This is a genomic window from Georgenia sp. Z2081 (genome assembly GCF_055326445.1).
In genome coordinates this window covers 25,175-39,945 of sequence record NZ_JBUZNK010000017.1, presented here as the reverse complement: position 1 = coordinate 39,945, position 14,771 = coordinate 25,175, and the positions used below count along the sequence as shown (strand labels likewise).

The following is a 14,771-nucleotide window of genomic DNA, read 5'->3' as shown; positions in this document are numbered from 1 at the left end:
GGGCGTGTCAGATGGTTTGTGTAAGGGGTGGGGTCAGCGTTCGAAGGAGAACATGCTGTGACCATGACCAAGGAGAGTCCGGAGCGTGCGGAACGCAGACGGCGGCAGAAGGAGATCGCGGACGGTCTGAAGGGCTCTGGAGCGTTGGACGACATCTTCGCCAAGATCGATGCCGGCGAGCCGCTCACGGGTGAGCAGGGCCTGCTCGGCGGGATGCTCAAGGCCGCGCTCGAGCGGGGTCTGGGTGCCGAGCTGACCGAGCACGTGGGCTACGACCGTGGCGACGCGGACGCTGCCGAGCACCCGAACTCGCGTAACGGGACCAGCCCGAAGACCGTGGCGACCCAGATCGGGGACGTCGATCTGGCCGTCCCCCGGGACCGGGACGGGACGTTCACGCCGATGCTGGTGCCCAAGGGGCAGCGCCGTCTCGATGGCCTGGACGGCATGATCATCAGCCTCTACGCAGGCGGGATGACGTTGCGGGACGTCGAGCACCACCTCGCGACCACGATCGGCACCGAGATCAGTTACGAGACGATCTCCAAGGTCGTGGACCAGATCAGCGAGGAGGTCCTGGCCTGGCAGCACCGCCCGTTGGAGGCGCTGTATCCGGTGATCTACCTCGACGCGATCGTGGTCAAGATCCGCGATGGCGGACACGTGCGCAACAGGTCCGCCCATCTCGCCATCGGCGTCGATATGGACGGGATCAAGCACGTCCTGGGTATCTGGGTCCAGGCCAGCGAGGGAGCGAAGTTCTGGGCCGGCGTCTGCGCCGAGCTGGCCAACAGGGGCGTGCGTGACGTGCTGATCGTGTGCTGCGATGGGCTCACGGGGTTCCCCGAGGCCGTCGAAGCGACCTGGCCCCAGGCGACCGTGCAGACCTGCGTGGTCCACCTGATCCGGGCCGCGACGAGGTTCGTGAACTACAAGGACCGTAAGGCTCTGACGGCCGCGCTGCGGCCGATATACCAGGCGCCCAGCGCTGAGGCCGCCCTGGAGGTGCTGGAGGCCTTCGAGGCCAGCGAGCTCGGCCGTCGCTACCCCTCGGCGGTCAAGACGTTCCGCGCCGCGTGGGAGCGGTTCACCCCGTTCCTGGCGTTCCCGCCCGAACTCAGGCGGGTCATCTACACGACCAACGCGATCGAGTCGCTGAACTACCAGCTCCGCAAGGTCACCAAGAACCGGGGCCATTTCCCCAACGACGCCGCGGCAGTGAAGCTGCTGTGGCTGGCGATCTGCAACATCGAGGACAAAAGAGCGCGCGAGCGAGCCAAGGAACGAGGACGACCCGCCGCCGAGCGACGAGCCTCGGGCCGGCTCGTCGAGGGCGCTGTCACCACGAACTGGAAGACGGCCCTCCAACAGCTCTCACTGGTCTACCCCGACCGAATCAACCCCCACCTCTGACCCGGCCCCCTTACACAGACAACTTGACAGGCTCACCCGGCGCAGGTTTTCTTCGACTGGAACACCGCTCCTCACGTCCAGGAGTTCGACGCGCGTCCGCACAAGCGTCCGTACACGAGGGCCGAGCTCGACACCCTGTTCCTCCACGCCGATGACGAGGTCGAGCGCGTGGGCAGGTCCGGTAGGAAGGGTTGGCAGTCGGCCTATCGAGACTCGGTGATGATGAAGATCGCCTATGCCTACGGGCTGCGGTTCAACGAGCTGCGGCACCTGCAGACGGTCGACTTCGCGCGCAACCCGCATGCTCGTGAGTTCGGCAGGTTCGGCGTGTGCAAGGTCCGCTACGGCAAGTCCAAGCGGTCCTCCCCGAACAAGCCGCGCAGCGTGCTGACCGTGTGGCGGTGGACACCCGGGATCCTCGAGGACTGGCTCGCCAACGGTCGCGGCGAGCCAGACACGCTCGATCTGTTCCCCAGCGAACGGGGCGGGCTCGTCGCGGAGTCCACCCTCCTGCGACGGCTGCGTCGCTACTGCGACGAGCTCGGGCTGTCTGACGGGCTCGATCTGCACTCGTTCCGTCGCTCCTATGCCACCCACCTGCTCGAGGCCGGCTGGGACCCGCGGTTCGTCCAGGACCAGATGGGACACGAGTACGCCTCGACCACCGGGATCTACCAGTTCGTCGGCGACGAGTTCCGCCGCAGCACGCTCCGCAGCGTCCTGGACCGGACCGTCAACGAGGCATTGGCCCGCACGACAACGGAGGGAGCACCATGAAGCGCCAGGTCGACTACCGGTGGCGCCTCGCCGAGCTGATGGCGGCCAGGGGCCTGCACAACACCACGGAGCTGATCCCTCTGCTCAACGAGCGTGACATCACGCTCTCACGGCCACAGGTCTACCGGCTCGTGAATCAACGACCCGAGCGGATCTCGCTCCAAGTCCTCGCCGCACTGTGCGACATCTTCGACTGCACGCCCGCGGACCTGGTCACCACCACCGCCACCGACGCCCGTCGACGCAAGGCGGCATCCGATGCCCCCGCCAACGTCGTATCGCTCGACCGCACCGTCCGGCCCCGACGCGCGCACATCCTTGACGAGTAGGACTCGGCTCGATGACGTACCCGGCGCCAGTCGGCCTCTCCCCTCGTTCCACGACGCGCGGGCGCCCCCGCACCATTGGTGCCCGCGAGGACCCGTGCGCGAGGTGCGGCCGGGACATCCCGCGCCTCGCAGCGCGCTGGCCAGAGGGCCGACTCTGCTTCACCTGCTACTACGCCGCCGTCCACAACCACGGCACCTGCCCCCGGTGCCACCAGGAGCGCCTGCTCCCCGGACCGGAAAACTCGGACGGCGATCCGATCTGCTCAACGTGTGCCGAGATCCCCTACGACTTCCACTGCGAGCGGTGCGGCACCGAAGCCGGCCACCACCGCGGCCGACTCTGCGCCCGCTGCGCCCTACGCGACGACCTCCGACAACTGATCGGCGGGGAGCCCGCTCACCCTGTACTACGCGGACTCCTCGACGCGCTCTGCGCCGCGGAGAGGCCCGAGTCCATCATCGTCTGGAAGCGCTCCCCCAAGGTCCAGACGCTGCTGCGGCACCTGGGCGACGGGACCATCGAGCTCTCCCACGACGGTCTCGACAGCGTCCCGGGGAGACCTACAGAGCACCTCCGGGCGTTGCTTGAGCACCACGGTCTGCTCCCCTGGCGGGATCCCTACCTGCATCGCTTCGAGACGTGGATCGCCACCAAGCTCGAGGGACTACCACTCGGGGTCCGCCAACCCGTCCAGCACTTCGCGATCTGGCACCACCTACGCAGTGTCCGCGCCAAGTCGCAGGCCGGTAGCGATACCCGCGGGCCAGTGCATTCCGCGAAGCAGGAGATCACCGAGACCGCCAAGTTCCTGACCTGGCTGCACGAGACGCACCACCGGACCGCGGCCACCTGCACCCAGCAGGACGTCGACGAGTGGATGGCCACCGGGCCGACGACTCGGACCATGATCCGGAATTTCTTCATGATTGCGAACAAGTCGCAGCTCAACACGAACGTCCACATCAACCACCGCGCCCCGCAATCGAGCCCGTCCCTGAGCCAGGACCAGCGACTCGCCTGGATCCACGAACTCCTGACCGGCACCAGCGAAGCACTCCCCTACCGCGTCGCCGGCACACTCCTCCTGCTCTACGCCCAGCCGCTCGTCCGCGTCGTCGCCCTCACCACCGACGCCGTCGACGACGGCCGTGACGGTATGAGCATCGCGCTGGGTCGCCACCGCGTCGACGTCCTCGAGCCGTTCGCCGCTCTCGTCCGGCAGCACCAGGCCAGCCGGCCCAACCTGAGAACCGCCGGCGGTCCGGAGAGCCCGTGGCTGTTCCCCAGCAGACTCGCCGGACGTCACCTCCACCCCATCACCGTCATGGCCCGACTACGCGATCTCGGCATCAACCTGCTCGGAGCTCGCAACCGAGCCATCGGCGAACTCGTGCTCGAGTGCCCACCATCGCTCGTCGCCGACGCCCTGGGCTACAGCCACCAAGTCGCCTTTCAGCATGCCGAGAAGGCTGCCGAGCCGTGGGGACGCTACGTAGGCCGCGGGCAGAATGGCGGCTAATCCGTCACCCGCAGTCGCTGTTCGGCGCGTTTGGCTAACCCGCTTGGCGCTCCAGACCGTCCACGCCCACGAGATTGGCAGGCTAACGTGAGCAGCGTGATCGACTTGCGACTTGAGAACCACGTCTGGAGCGTCGGAGCTCAGCTCACCGCGGACCCGGCGGGGTTTGGAACCGTCTACGAGGCGGTCGGACCGAACGATGAAATAGCCGTCATCAAGCGTGTGCGAAACGACCGTGGCGCAAGCCGCGAATTGCTTTTCGGCGATGCCATTAAAGCCGACGGTGCCGAGAATGTAGTTCCGATTCTAGATAAAGCCGATCTCGGCGACGAACTTGTGCTGGTGATGCCCCGAGCTGAGCAATCCCTCGCTCAGTATCTCGAACGGGCTGACAGCCACCCGACCGGGGACGATGTCTTAGTCGTCATGACCGACGTCGCCAAGGCTCTAATATCTCTGGAAGGTCGGGTAGTTCATCGGGATATCAAACCTGCAAACATCCTCTACCTGGACGGAAACTGGTGCCTGGCAGATTTCGGCATCTCACGGTTCGCGGAGGCGACGACTGCTTCCGACACACGCAAATTCTCATGGTCGGCCCCATACGCAGCACCCGAGCAATGGAGAGCAGAGCGAGCCACCAGCGCCACGGACGTGTACTCACTGGGCGTGCTCGCCTACGAGATGTTGGCCGAACAGCGGCCGTTCCCCGGTCCGGAACGCCACCACTACCGCGATCAGCACCTCCACGCCACGCCACCGCCCCTCACGAACGGAACGACCCGACTACGGCAGATCATAGAAGACTGCCTCTTCAAGGAACCCAGCGCGCGACCGACGCCAGCAGGCCTGCTCGCCCGGCTCAATCGTGCCGACGCAGAACCGCGCGGCTCGGGAGCACGCCTCTTGGAAGAGGCGAACAGAGCTGCTGTCCAGGCGCGCGCACGTGCCGAGGCAGAATCTGCACAGCAGACAGCCGCTAAGGAAAGGCTGCAATCCCTAGCCAGCGACGGCATCCGCTCGTTCGATCGAGTCGCCGACGCCCTCCTCACAGCCCTGGCTGACGACGCACCGATAGCGTCGGTCGACCGCAAAGAGGGACGTGGCGAGATGATCTTCGTCGCGCGCCTCTCAGGCGCCACACTGGGGCTGTCGGTGCCGAAGCCTTCAGCCCAGTGGGATGGACCCTTCACTGTCGCCGCCGACGCCATCATCGCGATCCGTGCCGCCCAAAGACAGTCATCAGGGTGGTTTGGACGTAGCCACTCTTTGTGGTTTTGTGATGCCCAGAGTCGTGACGAGTTTGCCTGGTTCGAAACCGCATTCTGGGACTCCGCCTTTAGTGGCGCACCCTCCGAAATTATTCCGTGCTCCATGGAACCATGGGGGTCAGAGCAGGCTTTCATGCCGGTGTTGGGTGGACTAGACCTCGCCTGGACTCTCGATCCGCTTGACCCGGATGACCCTCATGAGTTCGCTGATCGCTGGCTGGGCTGGTTTGCGCAGACAGCCATGGGCAGGCTTAACCGACCAGCCAAGATTCCCGAGCGTCGCTCGGATCTCAGCCAGCGGTGGTGGAGATCTCGGCGCTGAATGGTTGAGCACGTTTTCGTCCGCTCAACCCAGGCCATGCTGCAACTCGCCTTGCATGGTCGCATCCGGCCTACTCGGCCAGGACCGAGTCCAAACGGTCTGCATACGCACATACCTGATACGCAGAGGTACCAGTAGAGTGCCAGCAAGGACAGCGCCATGGTCAGCGTCTGCCTGAGCGACGAGGTGAGCGGTGGCCACGTTCATGCCCGAGGTCAGGGTCCACAGGTGCAGGTCGTGGACCTCCGCCACGCCCTCGACCGCGTCCAGGTCACCGGCGACGTCCTCCGGGTCGACCCCCTCCGGGGCGTGCTGGGCCAGCACCGCGATCACCTGCCTGCCCAGAACCACCGCCCGGACGATGACGAAGACCGCGATGAGGGCCGCGACCACGACGTCCCAGACCGGCTGGCCGGTGAGGATGATCAGCACACCGGCGATCATGACGCCCACCGACCCCGCCGCGTCGGCGATCACCTCGTAGTAGGCGCCCTTGACATTCAAACTCTCCTTGGACCCGCTGCGCAGCAGCAGCATGGAGGCGATGTTGATCACCAGGCCGGCGAACCCGACTACGAGCATGGCACCGGAGGCCACCTCCGGCGCATCGCCCAGCCGGCTGATGGCCTCGACCACCACGTACACCCCCACCGCGAGCATCGCCAGCACCGCCAAGCCTGAGGCGAACACCTCGGCCCGGTAGGAGCCATAGGTGCGTCGCCCCGTGGAGTCCGGGCGACTGGCAATACGCGTCGCCAACAGCGCGGCGCCCAGCACCACCACGTCCGCGGCCATGTGCCCGGCATCCGACAGCAGCGCCAACGACCCCGACACCAGTCCAGCGACGAGCTCGATCAAGAAGAAGCCGGCGGTCAGGGCGAACGCCCCGGCCAGCCGCCGGCGGTGACGGCCACCAGCGTGCCCGGGCGCCGGGGCGTGGCTGTGTCCCGCGCCCATCAGTCCTGCCCCCCGTCGTGGCGGGCGTGCTCACGTGAGACGTCCAGCAGCATCCGCACGTGAGCGTCGGCCAGCCGGTAGTACACCATCCGGCCCTCCCGCCGGTTGGCCACCACCCCGGCGCTGCGCAGCACGCGCAGCACCTGGGACACCGACGCCTCCGCGACATCGACCGACGCCGCCAGGTCACACACGCACAGCTCCCCCGCCTCCAGCAACGCATACAGCACCCGGGCACGGCGCGGGTCCCCCAGGAGCTTGAACAGCCCGGCCAACCTGCCCGCCTCCCCCTCGTCGGGGATCCTCTCCCGGGTCAGCGCCACCTTCTCCGGATGAACGGCGGTGACCTCACACGAATCCAACGGCGTCACACTCATGCCACGACCATACACCTATGCAGATGTGCAGATGATGTCGTGGAGAGCAGCCGCCAGAGATCAGCGTGTGCTGTATGATCAGCGCATGCTGACTATTGCTTCGCGGTTGGACGTGATGAACCGGCTGGGCCGGGCGATGGCCGACCCCACCCGCTCCCGCATCCTCATGACCCTCCTCGAGGGCCCGAGCTATCCGGCGGTACTCGCCCGCGACCTGGGCCTGACCCGGTCGAACGTGTCGAACCACCTCACCTGCCTGCGGGACTGCGGCATCGTCGTCGCCGAGCCCGAAGGGCGCCAGACACGGTATGAGATCGCCGACCCGCACCTGGCCGCGGCGATGATCGCCCTGGTTGAGGTGACGCTGGCCGTCGATGAGAACGCGCCGTGCGTCGATGCCACCTGCACGGTGCCCGGCTGCTGCCCGAGCGGGACCGTGGCATGAGCGCGACCACCCACGCCCCCGTTGAGCAGCACGAGAGCGACGACGAGCACGAGGCCCCGTGGTGGGGTGACCGTGCCGTCCTGATCCCCATCGCCTCGGGGGCCGCGTTCGTCGCCGGGATGGCCTGTGAGTGGTCCGACGCCCCGACCGCGGCGCTGGTGCTGTTCTGGGTCGGCCTGCTGCTCGGGGCCTCCACGTTCGTCCCCGGTGCGCTGCGCAAGCTCGCTACCGGAAAGCTCGGCATCGCGCTACTGATGACGATGAGCGCCACCGGCGCGGTCCTCCTGGGGCACGTGGAGGAGGCCGCGGCCCTGGCCTTCCTCTACTCCATCGCCGAGGCCCTGGAAGACCGCGCCATGGACCGCGCGCGTGCCGGGCTGCGCGCACTGCTCAAGCTCGTGCCCCAGAGCGCCACCGTCCTCACCGACGGCCAGAGCGTGACCGTCCCGGCGCGAGACCTGGCCGCGGGGCAGGTCATGATGATCAGGCCCGGTGAGCGCATCGCCACCGACGGAATCATCCGTACCGGGCGCAGCAGCCTGGACACCTCGGCCATCACCGGTGAGTCCATCCCCGTCGAGGTCGGCCCGGGTGATGAGGTGTCCGCCGGGGCGATCAACACCACGGGAGTCCTGCAGGTCGAGGCGACCGCACCCGGCACCGACAACTCCCTGACCACGATCGTGAGCCTGGTCGAACGCGCCCAGGCCGAGAAGGGGCACCGCGCCCGGCTCGCCGACCGCATCGCCCGCCCGCTCGTACCCGGCGTCCTGCTCCTGGCCGTGCTCGTCGCCGTCATCGGCTCGCTTGCCGGTGACCCGCAGACCTGGATCACCCGCGCCCTGGTGGTGCTCGTGGCCGCCTCCCCGTGTGCGCTGGCGATCGCGGTGCCCATCACCGTGGTCTCCGCGGTCGGCTCGGCGAGCAAGTTCGGCGTCATCATCAAGAGCGGCGCCATCTTCGAACGCTTCGGCGACATCGGGCACGTCGCCTTCGACAAGACCGGGACCCTGACGGCCAACCGGCCCACCGTCACAGCCGTCGTCCCCACCACCGGCCTCACCGAGGAGCAGGTCCTGGCCTGGGCCGCCGCACTCGAGCAGCACAGCACCCACCCCCTCGCCACCGCCATCACCCAAGCCACCACCGCAACCCCTGCGGCCGCGGGTATCACCGAGCAAGCCGGTCACGGCATCCACGGCACCGTCGACGGCGCCGAGGTGCGGGTCGGCAGCCCCCGCTGGGTCGACCCCGGCGACCTTACCGACCCAGTGCGCGACCTGGAATCGCAGGGGATGACTGTCGTCGTCGTCCACCGCGACGGCACGGTCGCCGGGGCGATCGGGGTGCGCGACGAGCTGCGGCCCGAGGTCCCCCAGGTCATCAGCACCCTTACGGGCCGCGGCATCGGGGTCACGATGCTCACCGGGGACAACGAGCGCACCGCGCGTGCCCTCGCAGCGCGGGCCGGCATCAGTGACGTGCGCGCCGAGCTGCGCCCCGAAGGCAAGTCAGCCGCCGTGGACGAGCTCAGCGCCCGCCGGCCCACCGCGATGATCGGCGACGGCATCAATGACGCCCCGGCCCTTGCCGCAGCCCACGTAGGGATCGCCATGGGCGTCACCGGCTCCGACGCCGCCATCGAGTCCGCCGACATCGCCTTCACCGGCCAGGACCTGCGCCTCCTGCCCCAGGCCATCGCCCACGCCCGGCGCGGGCGGCGCATCGTCAACCAGAACATCGTCCTGTCGCTGCTCATCATCGCCGCCCTACCCCCGCTGGCCATCACCGGCGTCCTGGGCCTGGCCGCCGTCGTGCTCATCCACGAGGTCGCCGAGGTCCTGGTCATCCTCAACGGCCTGCGCGCCGCACGCACCCACCACGCCACCACGCCCGGACACTGACCCCCCGCCGCGGTCCACCCACCCTCGTCGTGCACCGGCGGCGGTCGGCCGCGCCCTGAAAGGCACCGATGGAACTGCTCACCCCGATCCTGCAGGCGGTCGGCCTGTTCGTGGCCACGAACATCGACGACATCATCATCCTGTCCCTCTTCTACGCCCGCGGCGCCGGCCAGCGGGGCACCACCCGCAAGATCCTCGCCGGCCAGTACCTCGGCTTCGGCGGCATCCTGCTGGCCGCCGTGCTCGTCTCCCTGGGAGCCCGCACCTTCCTGCCCGAGGCCGCACTGCCCTACTTCGGGCTCATCCCCCTGGCCCTGGGCCTGTACGCGGCCTGGCGAGTGTGGCGCAACCGCGACGAGGACGATGACGACGACGAGGCCAAGGTCGGTGACCGCCAGGTCGGCACACTAACCGTCGCGGCCGTCACCTTCGCCAACGGCGGGGACAACATCGGGGTCTACGTCCCCGTCTTCGCCACCGCCTCCACCACCGCGGTCATCGCCTACTGCGCCGTCTTCCTCGCCCTGGTCGGCCTCCTCGTGCTCGCCGCGCGGTACGTCGCCACCCGCCGGCCCATCGCCGAGGTCCTCGAACGCTGGGAGCACATCCTCTTCCCGCTGGTCCTCATCGGCCTGGGCGTCGTCATCCTCCTCGAGGGCGGTGCCTTCGGCCTATGAGAGCGCTGACGCTCGACGGATCGTTTGAAGGAGCAACCGTGAGCCCTCACGTGCAGGGAGTAGTAGCCGACGCGGCCCACACAAGAACGGCGTCCCCATGACCACACGGAACCTCGGCTCAGCGAGCAGCGGCACCCGGGCTCGGGCCACCCTCCTCCTCACCGTCGTGCTGCTGGCCGCGGTAGACCTGGCGGTGAAGGCATGGGCAGGTGGGGCACTGGCCGACGGCCACTCGGTAGACCTGGGACCCATCGAGCTTCGCCTCGGTTTCAACGCCGGAATGGCCTTCAGCCTCGGCGCCCAGCTGCCAGCCGGTGTCGTGCTCGCCACCACCGGGCTCATCATCGCCGCGGTGGCCGTTTTCGCCTGGCGTGCCACCCGCACCGAGACACGCTCAACGTGGCTGCCGCTGGCCGTCATCCTGGCAGGTGCGGTGGCAAACCTGATCGACCGTGCCACCGACGGCGTCGTCACCGACTACCTGCACACCGGCTGGTTCCCCACCTTCAACCTCGCTGACGTCTACATCACTGGTGGGGCCATAACCCTGATGGTGACAGCCCTCATCACCGGCGACAGGACCGAGAACCCGACGCCCGGGACGGACCACGGACGTCACTGAGCGGATCAACCAGTTGGAGCGGGAGAATCGTGAGTTGAAGCGGGCGAATGACATTCTTCGCACGGGGATTCATACGACAACGCGATGGCCGAGGCGTTCAACTCGCTGTTCAAAGGCGAGCTGATCGAGAATCCATACATGCGTGGTCGCGGCTGAAAGTCGATCAACGACGTCGAGATCGCGGTCGCCGAGTACGTCGACTGGTACAACCAGCGACGCCCCCACGGGGAGTTCGACCAGCGCCCGCCGGCCGAGGTCGAGCAGCTCCACCAGCCCAACGGCTACGATCGACCCATCGAGCTCGCCCGGGCTCGGTGACAGACACTGAAGCCTGCACCAAACCCGGGGCGCAACACCTGGCTGTTCCCGAGCATCCGCGCCGGGCGTCACCTGCATCCGAGCACCGTCCACACGCGTCTACGCGCACTCGGCATCGAGAGCCTCGCCGCGCGAACCCGCTCCATCCAAGACCTGGTGATGGAAGTCCCCGCACCGATCGTCGCCAAGCTCCTCGGCTACAGCGACCCCATCACGGCCAAGCACGCCGCGAGCGCTGCTGCCCCGCTCTCGCGCTACGTCAGCCGGCGCCTCTCCTCGAACCCTAAACCGGCGGCAGACTGCCGCGAATAATGCGGACGCGAACACTTGCCGCTACCGGTAGCCAGGTCAGCGTGCGTGTCGGAGGCTCCCCTCGTAGAAGCCGTCGGAAGGCGGTCGGGCGTACGTGTGGGCCTGGGTGGCTCAGAGGTACTCGGCGAGCTCCTCGAGGAACTGGGTCTTCGTCCGCGCACCGGTGAGGCTCTTGACGAGTTCGCCGCCCACGAACAGGTTGAATGTGGGGATGGAGGTGACGCCGTACCTGGTGACCGTCTCGGTGTTGGCGTCGGCGTCGACCTTGACGAACTGGATCTTGTCGCCGTGCTCGGCGGCGAGCTCCTCGATGATCGGGGTCGTGCGGCGGCACGGGGCGCACCAGGTGGCCCAGATGTCGACCAGGACAGGCTTGTCGGAGCCGAGGACCGTGGCGTCGAAGGTGGCGTCGGTGATGTCGGGAACGCTGCTCATGTCGGTCCTCTCAGTGGGTGAGCGCGAGCTCGGAGGCAGTGGGCTCGGGGGTGAGCACCGGAAGGTTGGCGAGATAGCGCGCGGCGTCCAGCGCTGCGGAGCAGCCGGTGCCCGCGGCCGTGATCGCCTGTCGGTAGGTGTGGTCGACCGCGTCCCCGCACGCGAAGACGCCGGGGATGTTGGTGGTGGTCGTGGGCGCGGCCGTGAGGATGTAGCCCTCGTCGTCGAGCTCGATCTGGCCGTCGAGGACGGCTGTGCGGGGGTCGTGACCGATGGCGACGAACAGGCCGGTGACGGGCAGGTCGCGGGTCTGGCCAGTCGCTGTGTCACGGAGGGTGAGTCCTGAGACCTTGTCCTGACCGTGGATCTCGGTGACCTCGCTGTTCCAGACCAGCTGGATCTTGTCGTTCGCCAGGGCGCGGTCCGCCATGATCTTCGATGCGCGGAGGCTGTCGCGGCGGTGGATGAGGTAGACCTTGTCGGCGAACTTCGTCAGGAAGGTGGCCTCCTCCACGGCGCTGTCACCGCCGCCCACGACGGCGATCTCCTGGCCGCGGAAGAAGAACCCGTCGCAGGTCGCGCACCAGGACACTCCGCGGCCGGTCAGCCGCTCCTCGTCGTCGAGCCCGAGTTTTCGGTAGGCCGAGCCGTTGGCGAGGATCACGGACCGCGCGCGGTAGGTGGCCTCGTCGGTGGTGACGGTCTTGACCGCCCCCGTGAGGTCGACTGCGGTGGCAGTGGCGAACACTACCTCGGCCCCGAACTTCTCGGCCTGGATCTGCATCTTGTCCATGAGGTCGGGTCCCATGATCCCGTCGGGGAATCCGGGGAAGTTCTCGACCTCGGTGGTGTTCATCAGGGCGCCACCGGCGTCGAGCTCGCCGGCGATGACCAGCGGGCGCAGCTCGGCGCGGGCCGCGTAGATGGCTGCTGTGTAGCCGGCAGGGCCGGAGCCGATGATGATGACGTCGCGGACGTCCGCCGTAGCGGCAGCTGTGGTCACGGGGATCACGCCTTGACGGGCAGGAGCTCGGCGAGGAGAACCTCCACGCGGCCGCGGATCTCGTCGCGGATCGGGCGCACGGCGTCGATCCCCTGGCCCGCCGGGTCGGCCAGGGGCCAGTCCTCGTAACGCACGCCCGGGAAGAACGGGCACTCATCCCCGCAACCCATGGTGATCACCACGTCGGAGGACTGGACCTCGTCGGCCTGCAGGACCCTCGGACGCGCGGTGGTGATGTCGATACCCTCCTCGCGCATCGCCTCCACGGCGACGGGGTTGATCTGCTCCGCCGGCATGGTGCCGGCCGACCGGACCTCGACCCGGCCGTCAGACAGGGCGCTCATGTATCCGGCGGCCATCTGGGACCGCCCGGCGTTGTGGACGCAGACGAACATGACGCTGGGCTGCTTGCTCATGTGGTGACTTCCTTGGGGTGGCTGGACGTGCTGACAGTCAGGCTGGATCGAGGACCTGGGCCAGGCTCGTGACCCGGTGAGCGAGATCGTCATAGGCCGCCTCGAAGGCTTCGTTCGATCCCGTGCCGACGGGCTCCGGGACGGACCAGTGGATGTCGATCGGGATGTCGAGCTCCTCGTGCGCCCGGTCGCAGACGCTGACGATGAAGTCATCCGGGGCATGTACTGCGTCGATGTGCTGCGGGGTGGTCGACGGCATGTGCAAGCCGTGCCGGTCGGCGGTGGCGACCGCGGACGGGTTGATCCGATCGGCCGGGTGCGTGCCGGCCGAAGCCGCCGGCACTGCGCTCGCCCGCCGCCACAGGGCAGCCGCGAGGTGAGAACGGGCGGAGTTGTGGGTGCAGACGAACAGCACGCGTGGGACCACACGGGCCGGCCGGAGCGATAGGACGTCGAGCGCGCCAGGGACGAGCTGGACGTAGCTCCTTCTGCGATCGCCCTCGGACCTCTTCCGCGCGAGGATGCCCGCGCGCTCGAGGACCGCCAGGTGGTGCGCCACCAGGTTGGACGGCATGCCGATGCTTCGTGCGAGCTCGGAGGGCGCGGCATCCCCCAGGGTCAGTGTGTCGACGATCCGTAACCGGGCGGCGTCGGCAAGAGCAGAGTGGAGCCCCACCCTCTGCGAAAGCGCCTCAGTATCCATTGAGTCAATGATGGCTGAGATGGTTGGGTTCAGTCAAGTGGTACGCGTCCGGGGTCAGGCGCTGCGCGTCAGGAGCTGGGCTCACCAGGCAACGCGTGGTTCGCAGCGTCACTCAGGGCGGCACCGAGCTCGCGCAGCGCTCCGGGCAGAAGGCGGTAGTGCACCCAGGTACCTCGGCGTTCCCCCTCGATCAGCCCGGCCTCACGAAGGACCTTCAAGTGGTGGGAGACGGTCGACTGGCTCAGCCCGAGCGGCTCGGTCAGGTCACAGACGCAGGCGCTGTCCCCAGGGTGTCCGCCGATACTGGCAAGGAGACGCAACCTGGTCGGGTCACCAAGGGCCTTGAACGCCCTGCTCAGGGCGGCCACTTCCTCGACTACTACGTGCTCACGCACCACTACCGGGCAGCAGTCGTCGGCCGCGGCGAGCGGAGCAGCCGACGTCGTCGGGTTCGTCATGCTCCCAGTATGGCCCTTGAATCGACAGCGGTCGATCTAAGGGTTTACGCTCGTCCTTGCATCGATCAATCTCGATCCATCTAGGGAGTCATCATGAGCACCATCGAGGTCTACGAGTCGGCCATGTGCTGCAGCACGGGCGTGTGCGGTCCTGACGTCCCGCAGGAGCTGGTGAACTTCTCGGCCGATGTGGACTGGCTCAAGAACCAGGGAGCCACCGTGAACCGCTTCAACCTCGGCAGCGAGGCACAGGCCTTCGCCGAGAATCCCCAGGTCCTGCAGTTCCTCAAGGTCTCCGGCTCCGAGCAGCTCCCGCTCGTGCTCGTGGACGGCACCGTCGCACGGACGGGCGCCTACCCCGCCCGTGCAGAGCTCGCCCGCTGGGCCGGCATCGAGGGCGAGGAGACCGCCGCTCCGGCGCCCGGCGGGCGGCCCGAGCTGTCGATGGTCCCGGCCAGCGGCGGCTGCTGCGGCGGCGGATCCACCGGCTGCTGAACCGCCGTCCCTCGCTG

General features: G+C 67.9%; 17 protein-coding genes and 2 pseudogenes. 11 read left to right on the top strand and 8 right to left on the bottom strand.

Features of this window, described 5'->3' with window-relative positions; all coding sequences use genetic code 11:
- Positions 1-63 precede the first annotated feature (63 nt).
- From ACZLKG_RS16160 to ACZLKG_RS16140, 5 genes and pseudogenes are all read left to right on the top strand, one after another.
- Complete coding sequence (locus ACZLKG_RS16160) at positions 64-1,413, top strand: IS256 family transposase (RefSeq protein WP_463649307.1); 1,350 nt, start codon at positions 64-66, stop codon at positions 1,411-1,413.
- Between the two features lie 33 nt (positions 1,414-1,446).
- A pseudogene (locus tag ACZLKG_RS16155) lies at positions 1,447-2,190 on the top strand (tyrosine-type recombinase/integrase); the annotation flags it as partial.
- Positions 2,187-2,519, top strand: a complete 333-nt coding sequence (locus ACZLKG_RS16150) for a helix-turn-helix domain-containing protein (RefSeq protein WP_425710296.1) — start codon at positions 2,187-2,189, stop codon at positions 2,517-2,519. The pseudogene ACZLKG_RS16155 and the gene ACZLKG_RS16150, both read left to right, overlap by 4 nt.
- 11 nt (positions 2,520-2,530) lie before the next feature.
- Positions 2,531-4,039, top strand: a complete 1,509-nt coding sequence (locus ACZLKG_RS16145) for a recombinase XerD (protein WP_463649306.1) — start codon at positions 2,531-2,533, stop codon at positions 4,037-4,039.
- Positions 4,040-4,135: 96 nt separating this feature from the next.
- Positions 4,136-5,632, top strand: coding sequence for a serine/threonine protein kinase (locus ACZLKG_RS16140; RefSeq protein WP_463649305.1), 1,497 nt, complete (start codon positions 4,136-4,138; stop codon positions 5,630-5,632).
- Positions 5,633-5,656: 24 nt separating this feature from the next.
- Here ACZLKG_RS16140 and ACZLKG_RS16135 read toward each other — a convergent pair whose 3' ends face one another.
- On the bottom strand, positions 5,657-6,589 hold the full coding sequence (locus ACZLKG_RS16135; protein ID WP_463649304.1) for a cation diffusion facilitator family transporter: 933 nt from the start codon (positions 6,587-6,589) through the stop codon (positions 5,657-5,659).
- Positions 6,589-6,966: an ArsR/SmtB family transcription factor gene (locus tag ACZLKG_RS16130; protein ID WP_463649303.1), complete on the bottom strand. Its 378-nt coding sequence runs from the start codon at positions 6,964-6,966 to the stop codon at positions 6,589-6,591. Before ACZLKG_RS16130 ends, ACZLKG_RS16135 begins: the two co-directional genes overlap by 1 nt.
- 85 nt (positions 6,967-7,051) lie before the next feature.
- Between ACZLKG_RS16130 and cmtR the strand changes: the two genes are divergently transcribed.
- The 5 genes from cmtR (at position 7,052) to ACZLKG_RS16105 (ending at position 10,932) form a co-directional block, all read left to right on the top strand.
- Entirely contained in the window at positions 7,052-7,411 is a 360-nt protein-coding gene (gene cmtR, locus ACZLKG_RS16125; protein ID WP_463649311.1) for a Cd(II)/Pb(II)-sensing metalloregulatory transcriptional regulator CmtR, read from the top strand.
- Positions 7,408-9,315 (top strand): heavy metal translocating P-type ATPase, encoded by a 1,908-nt coding sequence (locus tag ACZLKG_RS16120; RefSeq protein WP_463649302.1) that lies wholly within the window; start codon positions 7,408-7,410, stop codon positions 9,313-9,315. The genes cmtR and ACZLKG_RS16120 overlap by 4 nt, the downstream gene beginning before the upstream one ends.
- 68 nt (positions 9,316-9,383) lie before the next feature.
- On the top strand, positions 9,384-9,992 hold the full coding sequence (locus ACZLKG_RS16115) for a cadmium resistance transporter (protein WP_463649301.1): 609 nt from the start codon (positions 9,384-9,386) through the stop codon (positions 9,990-9,992).
- 97 nt (positions 9,993-10,089) lie between these two features.
- A complete protein-coding gene (gene lspA, locus ACZLKG_RS16110; RefSeq protein WP_463649300.1) occupies positions 10,090-10,614 on the top strand; it encodes a signal peptidase II in 525 nt (174 codons plus the stop codon).
- Positions 10,615-10,776: 162 nt separating this feature from the next.
- Complete coding sequence (locus ACZLKG_RS16105) at positions 10,777-10,932, top strand: hypothetical protein (protein ID WP_463649310.1); 156 nt, start codon at positions 10,777-10,779, stop codon at positions 10,930-10,932.
- A gap of 423 nt (positions 10,933-11,355) precedes the next feature.
- On the opposite strand, the gene trxA is transcribed toward ACZLKG_RS16105, so the two are convergent.
- The 6 genes and pseudogenes from trxA to ACZLKG_RS16075 all read right to left on the bottom strand — a co-directional run bounded on the left by trxA (position 11,356) and on the right by ACZLKG_RS16075 (position 14,259).
- Entirely contained in the window at positions 11,356-11,679 is a 324-nt protein-coding gene (gene trxA, locus ACZLKG_RS16100) for a thioredoxin (protein WP_425710279.1), read from the bottom strand.
- 10 nt (positions 11,680-11,689) lie between these two features.
- A complete protein-coding gene (gene trxB / locus ACZLKG_RS16095; protein WP_425710278.1) occupies positions 11,690-12,682 on the bottom strand; it encodes a thioredoxin-disulfide reductase in 993 nt (330 codons plus the stop codon).
- Positions 12,683-12,687: 5 nt separating this feature from the next.
- Positions 12,688-13,098 (bottom strand): arsenate reductase ArsC, encoded by a 411-nt coding sequence (locus ACZLKG_RS16090; protein ID WP_425710277.1) that lies wholly within the window; start codon positions 13,096-13,098, stop codon positions 12,688-12,690.
- A 37-nt stretch (positions 13,099-13,135) separates the two neighbouring features.
- On the bottom strand, positions 13,136-13,513 hold the full coding sequence (locus tag ACZLKG_RS16085; RefSeq protein ID WP_463649309.1) for an arsenate-mycothiol transferase ArsC: 378 nt from the start codon (positions 13,511-13,513) through the stop codon (positions 13,136-13,138).
- Positions 13,514-13,624: 111 nt separating this feature from the next.
- Positions 13,625-13,801 (bottom strand): annotated as a pseudogene (locus ACZLKG_RS16080) (ArsR/SmtB family transcription factor); the annotation flags it as partial.
- Positions 13,802-13,869: 68 nt separating this feature from the next.
- Positions 13,870-14,259, bottom strand: coding sequence for an ArsR/SmtB family transcription factor (locus ACZLKG_RS16075; protein ID WP_463649299.1), 390 nt, complete (start codon positions 14,257-14,259; stop codon positions 13,870-13,872).
- A gap of 93 nt (positions 14,260-14,352) precedes the next feature.
- Here ACZLKG_RS16075 and arsD point away from each other — a divergent pair, with 93 nt between their 5' ends.
- Positions 14,353-14,754, top strand: a complete 402-nt coding sequence (arsD, locus tag ACZLKG_RS16070; RefSeq protein WP_463649298.1) for an arsenite efflux transporter metallochaperone ArsD — start codon at positions 14,353-14,355, stop codon at positions 14,752-14,754.
- Positions 14,755-14,771 lie beyond the last annotated feature (17 nt).